15 protein-coding genes and 2 riboswitches are annotated in these 17,175 nt (G+C 70.6%); of the genes, 7 read left to right on the forward strand and 8 right to left on the reverse strand.

Annotated elements, in window-relative coordinates:
• The first annotated feature begins 99 nt into the window (after positions 1-99).
• The 3 genes from ACIRQ7_RS09510 (at position 100) to cobF (ending at position 3,417) form a co-directional block, all read left to right on the forward strand.
• Positions 100-777: a DNA alkylation repair protein gene (locus ACIRQ7_RS09510; RefSeq protein ID WP_404261208.1), complete on the forward strand. Its 678-nt coding sequence runs from the start codon at positions 100-102 to the stop codon at positions 775-777.
• Positions 778-896: 119 nt separating this feature from the next.
• A riboswitch (cobalamin riboswitch) is annotated at positions 897-1,115 on the forward strand.
• A gap of 149 nt (positions 1,116-1,264) precedes the next feature.
• Positions 1,265-2,596, forward strand: coding sequence for a tRNA uracil 4-sulfurtransferase ThiI (thiI, locus tag ACIRQ7_RS09515; RefSeq protein ID WP_404261210.1), 1,332 nt, complete (start codon positions 1,265-1,267; stop codon positions 2,594-2,596).
• Positions 2,593-3,417 (forward strand): precorrin-6A synthase (deacetylating), encoded by an 825-nt coding sequence (gene cobF / locus ACIRQ7_RS09520; RefSeq protein ID WP_404261212.1) that lies wholly within the window; start codon positions 2,593-2,595, stop codon positions 3,415-3,417. Before thiI ends, cobF begins: the two co-directional genes overlap by 4 nt.
• A 42-nt stretch (positions 3,418-3,459) precedes the next feature.
• Here the strand turns inward: cobF and ACIRQ7_RS09525 are convergent, their stop codons facing one another.
• From ACIRQ7_RS09525 to ACIRQ7_RS09550, 6 genes are all read right to left on the reverse strand, one after another.
• Positions 3,460-4,098 carry an AAA family ATPase gene (locus tag ACIRQ7_RS09525; protein ID WP_404261214.1) on the reverse strand — a complete coding sequence of 213 codons (639 nt, stop codon included), beginning with the start codon at positions 4,096-4,098 and terminating at the stop codon, positions 3,460-3,462.
• Between the two features lie 180 nt (positions 4,099-4,278).
• Complete coding sequence (locus ACIRQ7_RS09530; RefSeq protein ID WP_401467831.1) at positions 4,279-5,070, reverse strand: enoyl-CoA hydratase; 792 nt, start codon at positions 5,068-5,070, stop codon at positions 4,279-4,281.
• Positions 5,067-6,011, reverse strand: a complete 945-nt coding sequence (gene mmsB / locus ACIRQ7_RS09535) for a 3-hydroxyisobutyrate dehydrogenase (protein ID WP_404261370.1) — start codon at positions 6,009-6,011, stop codon at positions 5,067-5,069. The genes ACIRQ7_RS09530 and mmsB overlap by 4 nt, the downstream gene beginning before the upstream one ends.
• Complete coding sequence (locus ACIRQ7_RS09540) at positions 6,008-7,084, reverse strand: enoyl-CoA hydratase/isomerase family protein (protein ID WP_404261216.1); 1,077 nt, start codon at positions 7,082-7,084, stop codon at positions 6,008-6,010. Before ACIRQ7_RS09540 ends, mmsB begins: the two co-directional genes overlap by 4 nt.
• Positions 7,081-8,226 (reverse strand): acyl-CoA dehydrogenase family protein, encoded by a 1,146-nt coding sequence (locus tag ACIRQ7_RS09545; protein WP_404261218.1) that lies wholly within the window; start codon positions 8,224-8,226, stop codon positions 7,081-7,083. Before ACIRQ7_RS09545 ends, ACIRQ7_RS09540 begins: the two co-directional genes overlap by 4 nt.
• A 5-nt stretch (positions 8,227-8,231) precedes the next feature.
• Positions 8,232-9,731, reverse strand: a complete 1,500-nt coding sequence (locus tag ACIRQ7_RS09550; protein WP_404261220.1) for a CoA-acylating methylmalonate-semialdehyde dehydrogenase — start codon at positions 9,729-9,731, stop codon at positions 8,232-8,234.
• Positions 9,732-9,942: 211 nt separating this feature from the next.
• Positions 9,943-10,133: riboswitch (cobalamin riboswitch) on the reverse strand.
• A gap of 215 nt (positions 10,134-10,348) precedes the next feature.
• Between ACIRQ7_RS09550 and ACIRQ7_RS09555 the strand changes: the two genes are divergently transcribed.
• Complete coding sequence (locus tag ACIRQ7_RS09555; protein WP_404261222.1) at positions 10,349-11,275, forward strand: cobalamin-binding protein; 927 nt, start codon at positions 10,349-10,351, stop codon at positions 11,273-11,275.
• Between the two features lie 51 nt (positions 11,276-11,326).
• Here the strand turns inward: ACIRQ7_RS09555 and ACIRQ7_RS09560 are convergent, their stop codons facing one another.
• The gene (locus tag ACIRQ7_RS09560) at positions 11,327-12,733 is read right to left on the reverse strand and encodes a short-chain fatty acyl-CoA regulator family protein (RefSeq protein ID WP_404261224.1); all 1,407 of its coding nucleotides are present in this window, start codon (positions 12,731-12,733) and stop codon (positions 11,327-11,329) included.
• Positions 12,734-13,004: 271 nt separating this feature from the next.
• On the opposite strand from ACIRQ7_RS09560, the gene ACIRQ7_RS09565 reads away from it, so the two are divergent.
• Complete coding sequence (locus ACIRQ7_RS09565) at positions 13,005-13,742, forward strand: (2Fe-2S)-binding protein (RefSeq protein ID WP_404261226.1); 738 nt, start codon at positions 13,005-13,007, stop codon at positions 13,740-13,742.
• A 280-nt stretch (positions 13,743-14,022) separates the two neighbouring features.
• Here the strand turns inward: ACIRQ7_RS09565 and ACIRQ7_RS09570 are convergent, their stop codons facing one another.
• A complete protein-coding gene (locus tag ACIRQ7_RS09570; protein WP_404261228.1) occupies positions 14,023-14,478 on the reverse strand; it encodes a hypothetical protein in 456 nt (151 codons plus the stop codon).
• A 556-nt stretch (positions 14,479-15,034) separates the two neighbouring features.
• Here ACIRQ7_RS09570 and ACIRQ7_RS09575 point away from each other — a divergent pair.
• Together ACIRQ7_RS09575 and ACIRQ7_RS09580 are read left to right on the forward strand one after the other, a co-directional pair.
• Entirely contained in the window at positions 15,035-16,015 is a 981-nt protein-coding gene (locus tag ACIRQ7_RS09575; RefSeq protein WP_401467812.1) for an ABC transporter permease, read from the forward strand.
• 75 nt (positions 16,016-16,090) lie between these two features.
• Positions 16,091-17,167, forward strand: a complete 1,077-nt coding sequence (locus ACIRQ7_RS09580) for an ABC transporter permease (protein ID WP_404261230.1) — start codon at positions 16,091-16,093, stop codon at positions 17,165-17,167.
• Positions 17,168-17,175: the final 8 nt, after the last annotated feature.

Raw genomic sequence — 17,175 nt, forward strand, 5'->3', positions numbered from 1 at the left:
CGGCCCACCGCCCACGCCCTCGCCCGGCCCGGGTAGGTACGACAAGAGGCCGACTTCCGTCATAGGGTCGTTCCCGCACGTGAGAGAGGGGAGGCCGAGATGGCCGGGACGACACCGACGGTGGCCGAGGTGAGGGCCGAGCTGGCCGCGCTGGAAGACCCGAAGGTACGCGCGGTGAACGAGAAGCACGGTGACGATCACGGTGTGAACCTCACCAAGCTGCGCGCGCTCGCGAAGCGGTTGAAGACGCAGCAGGACCTCGCGTGCCGGCTCTGGGAGACGGATGACACCGCGGCGAGGCTGCTGGCGCTCCTGATCTGCCGCCCCAAGGCGTTCGGGCGTGACGAGTTGGACGTCATGCTGCGCGAGGCACGGACGCCCAAGGTGCACGACTGGCTCGTGAACTACGTGGTGAAGAAGAACCCGCACTCCCAGGAGCTGCGCCTGGCCTGGTCCGCCGATCCGGATCCGGTGGTGGCGAGTGCCGGCTGGGCCCTGACCACCGAACGCGTGGCGAAGAAGCCCGAGGACCTCGACCTCGCAGGACTGCTCGACGTCATCGAGGCGGAGATGAAGGACGCCCCGGCTCGCCTGCAGTGGGCGATGAATCACTGCCTGGCTCAGATCGGCATCGAGCACGCCGAGCTCCGCACCCGTGCCCTCGATATCGGTGAGCGCCTGGAGGTGCTCAAGGACTACCCGACGCCCCCGGGCTGCACGTCTCCGTTCGCGCCCATCTGGATCACCGAGATGGTGCGCCGACAGCACGCGGGGTAGGCAGGCTCGCGCTCACACCCGCGCTCACGCCCGTGCCGCCACTCCCCCAGCGGACGGTGCTTCCGTCTCCCCCTGCCTCCCCTCCCCCTGCTGGTGCACGCACCGTGCGCAGCCTTGTCTACCCTGGACCCGCAGCTGGTTCGTCCCGTCCGCCAGGCGGGGTGTCGTAAGAGGGAACCCGGTGGGATGCCGGGACTGCCTCGCAGCGGTGAGTGGGAACGACCGCCGTCATCGAGCACTGGGTACGCGTGTGACCCGGGAAGCGACGGCCAGTAGGTGTCCCGTCCCCAGGGACGTGCCCACGAGTCCGAAGACCTGCCACTGCTCGTGCGCGGTGCGATCACCACGCACGTATGCACAGCGACCCGGTGACGGGGCCGCTGAGCGAGTGGTGCGATTCCTTCAACCCTGCGCACGACGAGGGCGGGCCGCATCCCGTTCACGGCCCGGCGCCGGTCCGCACGACGAACTCGCGAAGGAGAGTTTCGTGCCCGGTGAACCGAGCATCACGTCCATCCCCTCCCCCAGAACTGGGCACCCGAGCGGGCCCTGTGTCCTGCTCAAACACGGTGAGATCTTTCTCAAGGGCCGCAACCGGCACCTGTTCACCGAGCGGCTGCACGACAATCTCCGCCGCGCCCTGAGGGGCATCGGCGGCTCCACGTGGATCACGTCCGGCCACAACATCACCGTGCTCGGGGGCGAGGTACCGCAGGACGTCCTCGTGGAGCGCGCCCGCAGGGTGATGGGGTTCAACGCGGTGGAGCCCGCCCTGCGCCTCCCGAGCACCGTCGCGGACATCACGACGGCAGTCGTGGACGCGCTCGCCGGCGCCCGTGCCGAGCGGCCCGGGATCACCTTCGCCGTGCGGGTCAAGCGCCGGGACAAGAGCTTCGAGATGACCTCGTCGCAGTTCGAGCGGTTTCTCGGTGCGCGCGTCCAGGAAGCTCTGGGACGTGTGCCGGTGAACCTCTCCAGCCCGGATGTCCGGGTCTCCGTCGAGATCGACCACAAGGAGAGCTACGTCTCCTGGACCCGTCACCAGGGGGCGGGCGGGCTGCCCGTCGGCTCCAGCGGCCGCGCCCTGGTGCTGCTCTCCGGCGGGTACGACTCACCGGTGGCGGCCTACCGGGCGATGCGCCGCGGGCTGCGCTGCGACTTCGTCCACTTCACCGGCGCTCCCTACACGAACGCCGCTTCCGTCTACAAGGCGTACGCCCTCGCCCGTGAACTCAACCGCTATCAGCCCGGCGGGCGGCTGCACGTCATCGCCCTCGGCCACGCCCAGAAGCAACTGGCCATCGCAGGAGCCGGCAAGCTCCAGGTCGTCGCACAGCGGCGGCTGATGGCCCGCACGGCTTCCGCACTGGCGGGCCGGACCCGGGCGGAGGCGCTGGTGACCGGTGACAGCCTGGGGCAGGTGGCCAGCCAGACCCTGGCGAACATGGCCGCGGTGGACGAGGCCGCCACCCTGCCAATGCTGCGGCCGCTGGTCGGCTGGGAGAAGCAGGAGATCATCGACGAGGCCCGGTCCATCGGCACCGCGGAGATCTCCGTGCTGCCGGACGAGGACTGCTGCAAGCTCCTCGCGCCGCCCCGTGCCTCCCTCCGGGCCGGGCTGACCGATCTGCGTTCGGTGGAGAAGCGACTCGACGTGGACGACCTTGTGGACGGTCTGCTGCGTGACGTCCAGATCATGTACCCGGGAGAGACCGAGGAGGGGGAGGCCGGCGCGGCCGGCCCGGACGGCGGTACCGCGCCCGGCCACCCCCTTCCGGCCGTCTGTGCGGCGGGGCCGTCCGCGGCGGTGTCCTCATGAGCGAGGAAGGCTTGCGGCGGATCCGGGTCATCGGGATCGGCTCGGGGGATCCGGAGCATGTGACGCTGGCCGCGGTGCGCGCCCTGCGGACCTGCGAGGTGTTCTTCCTGCTGGACAAGGGCGCGCGGGCGTCCGAGCTGACCCGGCTGCGCAGAGATCTGGTGGCCGAGCACGCCGGCCCGGGGCACCGGGTGGTCGAGGCGGCGGACCCAAGGCGCGATCGCTCCCCCGCGAGCCCGGCCCGCTATCAGGCCCAGGTCGTCGACTGGCGCCACCGCCGCGCCGACCTGTACGAGCGGCTCATCCTCGACGAGCTGGAGCCGGGCCGGACCGGCGCGTTCCTGGTGTGGGGCGACCCCGCGCTCTACGACAGCACGATCGACACGCTGGAGGAGGTCACCGCCCGCGGTGCGGTGCCCTTCACCTACGACGTGATTCCCGGGGTGAGCAGCGTCTCGGTACTGGCCGCCCGCCACCGTACGACGCTGACCCGGCTCGGCCGTCCGGTCCGCATCGCCCCCGGGCGGCAGGTCGCCGGGGCCGGGCTCGCCGAGGGCGAGGACGTCGCCGTGATGCTCGATGTCGGCGCGGCACTCACCGCTCACCGGACGGAGGGCTGGTGGATGTATTGGGGGGCCTACGTCGGGACACCGGAAGAGCTGCTCGTCTCCGGGCCGCTGGACGAAGTGGCCGACCAGGTCCTGGAGTTGCGGGCCGCGGCCCGGGAGCGTCATGGCTGGATCATGGATGCGTGCCTGCTGCGCGCCGACGGCCCCGGGCCGCGGCCGGCAGGTGCGGGTCTCCGGGGTCCCGCTGGTTGAGCCGCCCCCACCCGATCGGTCCGGACGAGCACACCAGGTGGGTCACCGACCGGCGGATGGCGGACCCGTCGGGTTCTGGGCGTAGACGGCCGCGAGCACCGAGTCGACCAGCTCGGCAACGTCCCGCCCGTCCCCCGAGTCGATGCGTTCCAGGCCCAGTCGGTCGACGGCCTCGGCCATGAGGGCCTGGTAGCGCTCCGTGCGAGCCAGGAACTTCTCCATCAGGAGCTGCTCTCCGGCCGTTGCTCCCTGGTAGTTCCCCGCCGCATGCACCCGGGCACGGAGGACGGCGTCGTCCGCCGTGAGCCACACGGCGGCCGTGCCGGGAGCGTCGAGCCCCGCGACGTGGACGGGCCACAGCGCGGACCCTTCCAGGACCAGTCCTGGCCGGTCGGAGTTCTCAGCCGCGTGGGCCGTGATCAGCGCCTCGATGCGGGGCCACAGGCGCCCGTAGTGGTCGAGAACCGACGTGATCAGCTCGTCCATCGCCAGCGACCGGTAGTGCTCGGCGACGTGTGCCGGTACTTCCCACTCAGGAGTCCGCCAAGGGCGCCCGGGATGCCGGGCCGGCCCGTCCGTCGACCGACACGCGAAGCCGAGCCTCGCCGCAACCTCGCGCGCGAGGGTCGACTTGCCGACATTCGACGTCCCGCCGATCAACACCACTCGCACGTCCCGCACGCCGACGACCCTACCGAGCCCTCCACCGTGCTGCGCGCGACAGGTGACGCCCGGCAGGACGGCACCCCCGCGCTCCCGGGCCCACCGGGCCTCGGGTGACGAGAGCACCGCGGGCCATCGCCTTCGGCGTGAGCCGCTGTCATCGGGGACAGCGGCCCACACCGGATACGGCCCGTCCGCTCAGTGGTGGCGGAAGTCCGGCGGCCGCTTGTCGACGAAGGCGCTCATGCCCTCCTTCTGGTCGGCGGTCGCGAACACCGCGTGGAACAGGCGCCGTTCGAAGCGGACGCCCTCGGTGAGGGTCGTCTCGAAGGCCCGGGAGACGGCCTCCTTCGCCATCATCGCGACCGGCAGCGACATCCCCGCGACGGTCCCGGCGACCGTGAGGGCCTCGCCGAGCAGGTCGTCCGCGGGGATGACCCGGGACACCAGGCCGGCGCGCTCCGCCTCGGTGGCGTCCATGGTGCGGCCGGTCAGGCACATCTCCATCGCCTTGGCCTTGCCGACGGCGCGGGTCAGCCGCTGGGAGCCGCCGATGCCCGGGATGACACCGAGCTTGATCTCCGGCTGCCCGAAGACCGCGGTGTCGGCGGCCAGCAGGATGTCGCAGAGCATGGCGAGTTCGCAGCCGCCGCCGAGGGCGAAGCCGGAGACGGCCGCGACGGTCGGCGTGCGCAGCTGCCCCAGCCGGTCCCAGGCGGTGAACCAGTCGCTCAGATACATGTCGAGATAACCCTGCGGGGCCATCTCCTTGATGTCGGCTCCGGCCGCGAAGGCCTTGGCCGATCCGGTGAGCACGAGGCAGCCGACGTCCGGGTCCCGGTCCAGTGCCTCGGTGGCCGCGACGACTTCGGTCATCACCTGGAGGCTGAGGGCGTTCAGCGCCTTCGGGCGGTTCAGGGTCACCAGGGCGGTGCGGCCCTTGCGTTCGACGAGGATCGTCTCGTATGCCGTGTCGTAGGGGTGGGTCATGCGGGGGTGCCGCCTTCCGTGTCATTGCCGGGTGCGCCCCCGGGCTCGCCGGGCGCTTGGTCCCGCAGGGTCCGCAGGATTCCGGAGAAGTCCTCGTCCGTGCCGGTGTTCGCCGCGTACGCGGCGTACAACTCTGCTGCTTTCAGGCCGAGTTCGGCTCGCACACCGCTCGCTCGCACCGCATTGGCGGCCAGCCCCAGGTCCTTGGCCATCAGCGGTGCCCCGAAGCCGGGAAGGTAGTCGCGGTTGGCGGGGCTGGAGGGGACGGGGCCCGGGACCGGGCAGTTGACGGTGAGGGCCCAGCACTGTCCGGAGGCGGTGGAGGCCACGTCGAAGAGGGCCTGATGGGACAGGCCGAGGCTCTCGCCCAGGACGAAGGCCTCGCTGACGGCGATCATCGAGATGCCGAGGATCATGTTGTTGCAGATCTTCGCGGCCTGTCCGGCCCCCGCGGCCCCGCAGTGGACCGCCTTCCTGCCCATCGCGGACAGCAGCGGCTCGGCCTCGGCGAACTCGGCCGCGCCGCCCCCCGTCATGAAGGTCAGCGTCGCCGCCTCGGCTCCCACGACACCGCCCGAGACCGGTGCGTCCAAGGCCCGGTGACCGGCGGCGGTGGCCGCCTCGTGGGCGCGGCGGGCATCAGCGACGTCGATGGTGGAGCAGTCGATGAACAGCGTGCCCGGCCTGGCCGCGGCGAGAAGCCCCTCGTCGCGGTAGAGGGCGAGGACATGCCGGCCCGCGGGGAGCATGGTGATCACCACGTCCGCGCCGGACGCGGCTGCCGGCGCCGATCCGGCGGTCTCGACACCCGCCGCGGTGGCAGCCGCCAGCGAGTCGGCCGCCAGGTCGTAGCCGAGGACCCGGTGCCCGGCCTGCACCAGGTTGGCGGCCATGGGGCCGCCCATGTGGCCGAGGCCGATGAAAGCGATGACCTTGCTCACCACGGAACCTCCTGCGGGGAGTCGCCGGTGGCCAGGGACAGCTCCCGGTCACCGAGCGGGGCGAAAAAGCGGGCCACGTCGTCGTCCGTCACCTCGGTGAGGGTGGCGGGCGTCCAGCGCGGTGTGCGGTCCTTGTCGATCACCTGCGCGCGGATGCCCTCCACCAGGTCCGGGGCGGACAGGGCCGCGCAGGAGACGCGGTACTCCTGGTCGAGGACCGCCTCCAGCGGTCCCAGGCTGCGCGCCTTGCGCAATGCGGCCAGCGTGACCTTCAGCGCGGTGGGGGATTTGGCGAGCATCGATTCGGCTGCCGTCTTCGCGGCCGGGGCACCGTTCGCGAAGAGCCGGTTCACGATCTCCTCGACGGTGTCGGCGGCATAGCAGTGGTCGATCCACTCCTGGTGCGCGCCCAGTTCGCCGGGCGGCGCCGCACCCACGAATGAGGGGAGTACGTCGGTCACCGCCCTCGTGGCGAGGGCCTGGAGCAGTTCCGGCAGCCGGTGTGAGGGGATGAAGTGGTCCGCGAGCCCGCACAGCAGCGCGTCCGCGGCTCCCACGGTCGTCCCGGTCAGCGCCAGATGGGTGCCCAACTGCCCCGGGGCCAGGGCCAGCAGGTAGGTGCCCCCCACGTCGGGCACGAAGCCGATGCCGGTCTCCGGCATGGCGATCCGGGAGCGTTCGGTGACGATGCGTACGCTGCCGTGCGCCGAGACGCCGACTCCCCCGCCCATCACGATGCCGTCCATGAGGGCCACGTAGGGCTTGGGACAGCGGGCGATCCGGGCGTTGAGCCGGTACTCGTCGCGCCAGAAGGCGGCCGAGGTGTCGCCGCCGCCGGCGCGGGCGTCCGCATGGATCTGGCGGATGTCGCCGCCGGCACACAGACCGCGCTCCCCCGCCCCGGTGATCACCACGGTCTCGACCGCAGGATCGCGTTCCCATTCCTCCAGGGTCGCGGTGATGCGGCGCACCATCTCGTGGGTGAGGGCGTTGAGGGCCCGGGGCCGGTTCAGGGTGAGACGCCCCATGCGGCCCTCGACGGCCGCCAGTACGGCGTCCTCGTGTGCGCTCATCGGACGACCTCCGTGAGCCCGCGGGCCACGATGAGGCGCATTATCTCGTTGGTTCCTTCCAGGATCTGGTGGACGCGGAGGTCCCGGACGATCTTTTCGATGCCGTACTCGCTGAGGTAGCCGTAGCCGCCGTGCAGTTGCAGCGCCCGGTCGGCTACGGAGTAGCCGGTGTCCGTGGCGAACCTCTTGGCCATGGCACACAGCTGCGGCGCCTGCGCGTCTTCCCGGTCGAGCGCGTCGGCCGCCTGCCGTACCAGCGCGCGGGCGGCGGCCAGCTCGGTCGCCATGTCGGCGAGCCGGAACTGGAGCGCCTGCGCGTTCAGGAGAGGCGCGCCGAACGCCTCACGGTCGGCGAGGTAGGTCAGGCTGCGGTGCAGTGCGCTCCGCGCGCCTCCCAGGGAGCAGGCGGCGATCCCGAGGCGACCGCCGTTGAGGCCCGACATGGCGATGCGGAAGCCCTCGCCCTCGGCCCCGAGCAGGCGGTCGGCCGGGATGCGCACGCCGTCGAGGATCACCTGGCGGGTGGGCTGGGCGTTCCAGCCCATTTTCTGTTCGTTGGGGCCGAAGGACAGCCCCGGGTCGTCCCGTTCGACGACGAAGGCGGAGATCCCGTCATGGCCCCCCTCGCCGGTGCGGGCCATCACGACGTAGACCTGTGACGCGCCCGCTCCGGAGATGAACTGCTTGACGCCGGTCAGGACGTAGTGGCCGCCGTCGCGTTCGGCACGGGTGCGCAGTGCCGCGGCGTCCGATCCGGCACCCGGTTCGGTCAGGCAGTAGCTGCCCAGCGCTTCCATGGAGCACAGATCCGGGAGCCAGCGGGCGCGTTGGGACCCGTCGCCGTACCGGTCGATCATCCAGGCGACCATGTTGTGGATGGAGAGATAGCCGGCGATGGACGGGCAGCCGGTCGCGAGGACCTCGAAGATGAGGGCCCCGTCGCTGCGGGTGAGGCCGGAGCCGCCGGATTCCTCCCGTACATAGACACCGCCCAGGCCGAGGCCGGCGGCCTTGCGCAGCACATCGACCGGGAAGTGCTTGTCGCGGTCCCAGGCGACGGCGTGCGGTGTGAGGTGTTCCTCGGTGAAGTCGAGGGTGACTTCGGCCAGGGCGAGCTGGTCCTTGGTGAGAGTGCTGTTCATCGGGCTCAGCCCATCGTCGGGAGGGTGAAGCTCGCGCCCTCCTTGGCCCCGGAGGGCCAGCGCGAGGTGACGGTCTTCGTACGGGTGTAGAAGCGGATGGCGTCCGGCCCGTGCTGGTTCAGGTCGCCGAAGCCGGACCGCTTCCAGCCGCCGAAGGTGTGGTAGGCGACGGGTACCGGAATGGGGACGTTGACGCCGACCATGCCGGTGTTGACGCGGCGGCTGAAGTCGCGGGCGGTGTCACCGTCCCGCGTGAAGATCGCCACCCCGTTGCCGTACGGGTGCTCGCTGGGCAGTCGCAGTGCCTCCTCGTAGTCGGCGGCGCGCACCACGCAGAGGACCGGGCCGAAGATCTCCTCCCGGTAGATCCGCATCGCCGGGGCGACCCGGTCGAAGAGCGAGGCCCCTGCGAAGAAGCCGTTCTCATGGCCGGGGAGGCTGAAGTCCCGTCCGTCGACGATGAGTTCGGCTCCTTCGGTGACGCCGATGTCGACGTAGCGGCGTACCCGGTCGAGGGCGTCCCGGCTCACCAGCGGGCCGAAGTCGGCGTCGGGGTCGTGGGAGGCACCGATCCGCAGGGTGGCGAGACGCTCCTTGAGGCGGGCGACCAGGCGGTCGGCGGTGTCCTCACCCACCGGAACGGCGACGGAGATCGCCATGCAGCGCTCGCCGGCCGATCCGTACCCGGCACCGATCAGGGCGTCCACGGCCTGGTCGAGATCGGCGTCCGGCATCACGATCATGTGGTTCTTGGCGCCCCCGAAGCACTGGGCGCGCTTGCCGTGCCGGGCGGCGGTGGCATAGATGTCGGCGGCGATCGGGGTCGAGCCGACGAAGCCGACGGCCTGTACGCGCGGGTCCGCGAGAAGGATGTCGACCGCTTCCTTGCCGCCGTTGACGACGTTCAGCACACCGGGCGGCAGGCCGGCCTCCAGGAAGAGTTCCGCGAGTCGCAGGGGTACGGACGGGGCGCGTTCCGACGGCTTGAGGAGGAAGGCGTTGCCGCAGGCGACGGCCGGGGCGGCCTTCCACAACGGGATCATCGCGGGGAAGTTGAACGGGGTGATACCGGCCGTGACGCCGAGCGGACGGCGCAGCGAGTGGACGTCTATGCCGCCCCCCGCATTGTCGGTGAACTCCCCCTTGAGCAGATGCGGGATCCCGGCGGCGAACTCGACGACCTCCAAGCCGCGCTGAAGGTCACCGTGCGCGTCGGCGACGGTCTTGCCGTGCTCGGCGGAGAGCATGCGGGCCAGTGACTCCCGCTCTCCGTCGACGAGTTGGAGGAACTTCAGCAGCACCCGGGCGCGGCGCTGCGGATTCCACTCGCCCCACTCCTGCTGCGCCGACTCGGCATCGGCGATCGCCCGCTCGGTGTCGGCCCGCCCGGCCAGCGGGACCCGGGCCTGGACCAGGCCGGTGTTGGGGTCGTACACGTCGGCGAAGAGCCCGGAGGTTCCCGGTGTGTGCTTGCCGCCGATGAAATGTGTCAGTTCACGGACCATGAGAGCCTGCTCTCGTCAGGTGCGATCCGGGGATGGCACGGCAGGCCGAGGACCGCACCCTGTGGGGTGCGGGCACGGGCAGGCCGTGGGACGCGAAGGCCGAAGAGCCGTCGCGGAACTAGAGGTCGGCGTATGCCGCCGCCTGCTCCGCCGGATCACCTGGGTCGTGGGTACGGACCGGTGCCATGCGTGTCTGCTCCATCCTCGTGGACAACACGGAACACCCCGCGGCCGGTATCCTGACTCCCGGATCACCGCGCGCTCTCCGGCCTTCCCGACGGATTTCTCCGTCAGTGGCCTGTCCTGCTCGAAGAGCACACTTCCCGGTCACAGTGGCGGGACCGCGCCGGATTCACACCGGCTTCCCTGCACCGCGGGCTTGCCGACGAACATATAGTTGGACGTCCTAGTAAGTCCACCCCGCCCCGCCGCCCGAGGGGACCTGGGGTCTGTCGTTCGGATCACGCCGGATCAGGGAGCGGGGTCCGGTGCGTGCAGCTGCACGGCGGAGGATCGAGGCAACGCGGAGCGTTGCTGATTGACGACAACGCAGCAGATGCGCGTGCCGGACCCCGCGAGCCCGGCGTGATCCACACGACAGACCCTAGGGTCGAACCATGCGCATCGTCTCCCTGCTCCCGGCCGCCACCGACATCGTGGCCGAACTCGGTCTGACCGCCGACCTGGTGGGCCGCACCCACGAATGCGACTGGCCGCCCGAGGCCGTCTCGGGGGTGCCCGCCGTCACGGCTGCCGAATTCTCCGCGGACACCCTGAGCAGCCGGGAGATCTCCGACGCGGTGGGCGGCGCCTCCCACACCGGCTCCTCGCTCTACACCCTCGACACCGAGGCCCTCGCCGCCCTCGCCCCGGACGTCGTACTCACCCAGGACCTCTGTGACGTGTGCGCGGTGTCGTACAGCAGCGTCTCGAAGGCCGTGCGGGTCCTGGACGCCGGTACCAAGATGCTCAGCCTGGAGCCGCGGACCCTGGACGAGGTACTGGACTGCCTGGTCACCGTGGGCGCGCAGCTGGGCGTGCGCGAACGTGCGGAACTGCGGCGCGCGGAGCTGCGTACACGCCTGGCGAAGGTGGAACAGCTGACCGCCGGGCGGCCACGGCCCCGCGTGGTCGCCATCGAGTGGCTCGACCCTCTCTGGCCCGCGGGCCACTGGGTCCCGGAGCAGATCAGCTGCGCCGGAGGCGCGCCGCTGCTGGCGGCGCCGGGCGAGCACACCGCGCCGATGGAGTGGAGTGCCGTACGCGCCGCGCGCCCCGACGTCATCCTCGTACTGCCCTGCGGCTTCAGCCCCGAACGCACCCTGCGGGAACGCCATGTGCTCACCGAACTGCCGGGCTGGGACGAACTGCCCGCCGTACGCAACGATGCCGTCTGGATCCTCGACGGGCCCGCGTACTTCAACCGGCCGGGGCCTCGGGTGGTCCGGGGCGCGGAGGTCCTGGCGCACGTCCTGCACTCCGTCGACGCGGGAGATCCCGTGACGGCGGGTGAGGCGATGCGCCTGTCCGCCGCCGACGGCTGACCGGACTCGGGCCCCATCCGGCCAACGGGAGGCCCAGACCGAACGGGTGGCTCAGGCCGATGCATCCGCCACGGGGTAGGGCACGAAGGTGCTGCTGTTCTCGTTGATGGCCAGCGGCTGTCCCAGGGGCGGCACGGCACGCTGGGGGCAGTCGAGGCGTTCACAGATGCGGCAGCCCATGCCGATGGGGGTGGCGGCGGCGGTGTTGTCGAGGTCGAGGCCGTCGGAGTACACCAGCCGGGAGGCGTGCCGGATCTCGCAACCGAGGCCGATGGCAAAGGTCTTGCCCGGCTCGCCCCAGCCGCCGCGGTGGCGGGTGACGGCACGGGCGGTCCACAGATAGCGCTGGCCGTCCGGCATGGCGGCGATCTGGACATGGATACGGCCGGGCGCGGCGAACGCCTCGTAGACGTTCCACAGCGGGCAGGTGCCACCGGCGCGCGAGAAGTGAAAGCCGGTGGCGGATTGCCGCTTGGACATGTTGCCGGCCCGGTCGACGCGGACGAAGGAGAACGGCACTCCGCGCAGCCGGGGGCGCTGCAGCGTGCTGAGGCGGTGGCACACCGTCTCGTAGCCCAGGCCGAACTGGTCGGTGAGTCGCTCGATGTCGTAGCGGACCTCCTCCGCGGCGGCGTGGAAGGCGCGGTAGGGAAGGATCAGGGCGGCGGCGAAGTAGTTCGCCACGCCGATCCGGGCGAGCGACCAGGTGTCGGAGCCCTCCGCGTAGTCCTCAGCCGCCAGCGCGGAGAGCTCGTCGCCGCATTCGAGGAGTGCGAGCTGGGTGGCCATCCGGAATGCCTGCTGGCCCGGTCGCAGGCGGCTGGACAGGTGCAGTACGCGGGCCACGGGGTCGTAGCGGTGCGGTTGTCCGGAGTCCGACGCGATGCGTACCCCGTGGTGGTCGGTGAGCCGTGCGGTCAGGACCCGCAGCACCTCACCGGGGCCGATGCCGATGTCGCGGGCGAGACCCTCCGCGGCCAGGTCGGCGTCGTGGAGGTAGTTCTGCCGGCGGTAGAAGAACTCCCGGATCTCCTCGTGCGGGGACCGTGGCAGAGCCGGCACCTCGCCGTCCCGGCCTTCGGCCGCCACGGCCAGCTGCTGGGTCAGGGCGTGGTTGCGCCGGCCGAGCTCCAGCAGGACCGAGGCGGCGGCCGGCATCTGGGTGGCCAGTTGCGCCAGGTCGGACGGGGAGACCTGGGCCGTGGCGACCTCGTTCGCGAGGGTCTCGCGCAGGTCGGCGACGAGTCGGCTGGTGTCCCGCTCCGAGAAGAAGCTCGCGTCGACACCGAACGCCTCGGTCAGCCGCAGCAGCACCGGGACGGTGAGCGGCCGTGAGTCGTGCTCCATCTGATTGAGATAGCTCGGCGAGATCTCCAGCCTGCGCGCAAGCTCCGCCTGGCTGAGCCTGCGCTCCTCCCGCAACCGCCTCAGCCGCGCACCCGCATAGATCTTGCTCACCGGAACTCCCCTTCGACGAGGCTCAAGCCTATGCGGAAGACCCTCCAGAAAACATTGGCAGAATTAACAAAGAGCCGGATACTCCGACGCGAGATACCAAGGTGTCCAGGCGTCCTGTCGTTGGCACCTTTTACAGGTTTTCGCAGCGCGAGCCCTGCACGCGAACGGGAGCGGCCCGCTTCAGCGCCCGCGAGACCGAGGTCACGGCGGAAAACCTCGAACCTCGGCCGTACGATCCGGGATGGCAGCCCAGCCCAGCCGAGGAGGACCGGTGCCGCAGGAGCCGATGGCCGCGACCCTCGGTCGCAGCGCCGCCGTGGGGCCGTTCTTCTCGGTACGGACCGGCGCCGGTTCACCACGCGACCAGGGCTTTCTGCCCTTGGCGGAGCTGTACGGAGAGGGAGCCTCACCGGCTCTGCGCAGCCGCGTGGACACCGTGGCCGTGCGGCTCGGCACGGCGGAGCGGCGGGTCGCCGCGTCCCTCGTTCAGCAGGGGCTCGCCGGGCGCCTGTGGTCGATCGCCCTCGCGCCGGCGGTGCTGGCCGGACGCGTCCCCGATCTAGGCGGCGACGCCCTGTGGTGGCATCCGGACCGCAGCACCCCCGACGAACTCTGGCTTCCCGCCCCGTCGCCCCTGCGCCCGGCCGCGGAGGAAGACCTCACGAGCCGGCTACGGGCAGCGGTCCTGCACGGTCACCTGGTGCCGCTGCAGGAGGCCATCAGCGCCGTGACCTCGATCTCCGCCCGGCTGTTGTGGGGCAACGCCGCCTCCGCGCTCGTCGGCACTCTCCGTGTGCTGCACGGCTGGTGCCGCAAGACGGGTCATCCGGACGCGGCGGAACGGGCCGTGGCACTGACGGCTTCCCTGCTCGACGACGATCCGCTGCGCGACTGCGGAACCCTGGATCCCACCGTCCCGGAATTCTCACGGCGCAGCTGCTGCCTGTACTACCGCGTACCGGGCGGAGGGCTGTGCGGAGACTGCGTGCTGAGACGACCGGGGCGATAGCGCGCCCACCCGGCCGACGGGCCTGCCGCCGGTCAGGCGGGTGGTCACCAAAGGGCCGGCACGGTCCTGTGTGCGGCGTACATGACGAGCCCACCGCCGCACGTCAGGGACCCCCGCAGGTCAGGGACCCGCACGTCAGGGACCCGCACGTCAGGGACCCCGTACGTCAGAGGTCCCTTGGACCAGAGGCCGTTGACACCTCGTCGGCCTCCGGCCACCCCCAGCGGCGTCCTCGCTCATGGGCAGACGCCTCCCCAAGCACGGGACACGGCCGGGCCCGCTACGTCCCCACCGAAGCGCCATAGACCGCGAGGGCCGCAATCCCGACCACGCAGGCGACGATGGCCCAGTAGCCGAATCCCCTGCCGCCCGCTCTCCGACCGCTTCGCGCACCGGAGTTGCCCGTGCGATGAGAGGACGCCGGCCTGGCAGCGCCCTGAGTGGGGCCGGAGGCCGCTTCGGCGAGCAGCCGGCGGCAGGTCGCCGCGAGCTGGACGGTCTCGGTGGAGAGCGGCACCACGGCTTCCGATCGCGCAGGCGCGGTGGTGCCACCGTCGAGGATGCGCCCCACGCGGACGAGGATCTCGTCCCTGCCTCCTGCCGGCGCGAGGCTGATCCAGCGCTGTACATGCTCGCCCCGGATGACCACTCCCCCGGACCGCTCGCGGTAGACGGTGTGCTCCCGCCACAGTGTCTGCGCCAAAGCCTGTGCGGTTTCCCGCAGTTGGACACTCATGATCTCCCCCTGGATCACCTTGGCAATTCGAACAAAGAGCGCACTGTAGCGGCAGCTCACACCTCCGGACCACTCCATCGACCCCGACCGCGGTCCTGACCCCGACCCGACCGATGTCCCCGTGATCACGGTGCGCGCTGCCGCGGGGCCCCGGCACCGGGAGGACGCGGCGGCGGGTACGGCCAAGTTGGCCGACGGAGACACACTCGGCGCGGGGAGACCGCCGGTCCGCACCGCTCCCGACGTGCTACCCGGGCGTAAAGTCTTCGCCAACTGGCCGCGTAGCACGTCACGTTCGCAGGGTGTTCGGATATCGGATTCAGCACCCGCATCAGCGGTCGCGCCTGCGAATCGAACCCAAACGTGCGACATGACCATCGAATCCGCTTGCGGCACCCGCAATGCCCTCACCTGGCACGGGAGTTCGCGTTATCGGTCCGTAAACATCCTGTGATCGACAAACTTGTCAAACACATAAAAGATGTGCTCGATCCGCACCGACCCCACCTCAGCCGCACACGTGCTGACTCGGTGCGCACAAGGGAGAGGCATCACCATGGGCCGCTATTTGCTGCGCCGACTGGCGAACTATCTGGTCCTGGTGATCGTCGCCGCCTCCCTCACCTACTTCCTGGCCGGGCTCAGCCTCAACCCCCGCGCCAAGTTCGAGGGCCGCAACCCGCCGTTGCCCGCGTCGTCGATCACCAAGACGCTCGACGACTACCACATGAACCCGGACACCCCGATCCTGTCCCGGTTCGGTCACTGGGCGAACGGCGTCGTCCACGGCGACCTCGGCAAGACCATCGACGGCGACAACGTCAACGACGATTTCGGCCGCCGGGTGGGGGTCTCCACCCGGCTGCTGCTGATGGCCACCATCGTCGGCTCCATCGGGGGTGTCGCCCTCGGCGCGTTCGGTGCGATCCGCCAGTACCGTCTCTTCGACCGCTTCACCACCCTGGCCTCCTTCTTCGTACTGGCCATGCCGGTGTTCGTGATCGGTGTCGCGCTGAAGATCGGCGCCACCGCGCTCAACAACGGCTCGCAGAGCATCAAGGTGCTCGGTGAGTACGACGCGCAGTACGCGGGGCAGTGGAATCTCGAAGCCCTCGTCAACCGCGCCCAGCACATGCTGCTCCCGGCGCTCACCCTGATCATCCTGCAGGTCGCGCTCTACAGCCGCTACCAGCGGTCCACCATGCTCGACGTCCTCGGCAGCGACTTCTTGCGCACCGCCCGCGCCAAGGGGCTGCGGCGACGAAAGGCCCTGGTCAAGCACGGGCTGCGGACTGCGATTCTGCCCGTCGTGCCCCTGTTGGTCTACAACATCGTGCTGCTCTTCACCGGCGCGACCTTCACCGAGAAGACCTTCGGCTGGCACGGCATGGGTGAGCTGCTCGTCGACTCGATCAACAAACAGGACGTCAACTCGGTCGCCACGGTCGGGCTGTTCACGGCCGTGCTGGTGCTGATCGCCGGCTTGCTGTCCGACCTGCTGTACGCGGCGCTCGATCCGCGCGTACGGGTCCGCTGACCCTCCCCCGGCTACCGCCGGCAGGCACACCGTCGCCGACCGGCCCCACCCCACCGCCCTTCAGGAGAGCGCGCGATGAGCGTCCAGCTGCCCCCCGCGACCGAACCGGTCCCCGGCCCCGTCCCACCCGGCGACCCCGAAGGCCGAACGGCCAAGGCCCGCACCTCACGGCTGCGGCTGACGGCCCGTCGCTTCGCCCGTAACCGACTGGCGCTCTTCGGGCTGGTGCTGCTGGTGCTGCTGTTCCTCGGCGCGTACGCCGGGCCGTTCCTCACCAAATGGGACTACCAGCAGCACGACTACATGAACTTCCTCTCCGACCCCTCCGGGGACCACTGGTGGGGCACCACGCAAGGCGGCGTCGACCTCTTCTCGCTCACCATGCGCGGTCTGCAGAAGTCGCTGGTCATCGGCCTCCTGGTGGGGGTCATCTCGACCTTCCTGGCCGCCACCGTCGGCGCGTTCGCCGCGTACTTCGGCGGCTGGACCGACCGGGTGCTGATGTGGGTCGTCGACCTGCTGCTGGTGATGCCGTCGTTCCTGATCATCGCCGTCCTGTCGCCGGCGTTCCGCGGCGCCACCTGGCTGATCTTCGTGTTCCTGCTCGGCGCCTTCAGCTGGATGATCACCGGTCGCGTCGTACGGTCCATGACCTTCACGCTCAAGGACCGCGAATTCGTCAAGGCCGCCAAGTACATGGGGGTCCCGGCACCGGTCATCATCTTCCGGCACATCCTGCCCAACATGGCCTCGATGCTGATCATCGACGCCGTGATCCAGGTCGGCGCCGCGGTCATCGGCGAGAGCAGCCTGTCGTACTTCGGGTTCGGCGTGCAGGCACCGGACGTCTCCCTCGGCACGGTCATCGCCGAGAACACCACCAACGCCTCCACCTACCCGTGGCTGTTCTTCTTCCCGGCCGGCTGCCTGGTGCTGATCGGCGTGTCCATCTCCTTCGTCGGCGACGGACTGCGGGACGCCCTCGACCCCAACGCCGCGGGCGCGAAGGCGCGTTCGTCCCGGAAGAAGAAGCAGCTCGGGCAGGCGCGACCGGCCTCGGGCGCCGTGGTTCCCGCGCAGCCGGCGGCGTCGGACACCACCCGTCGCGCAGCCCCGGCGGCATCCGCCGACAGTCAGGACGCCGTCTCGTGAACCGCGCC

The organism is Streptomyces sp. NPDC101393 (genome assembly GCF_044767385.1).
In the GTDB taxonomy this organism is placed as follows: domain Bacteria; phylum Actinomycetota; class Actinomycetes; order Streptomycetales; family Streptomycetaceae; genus Streptomyces.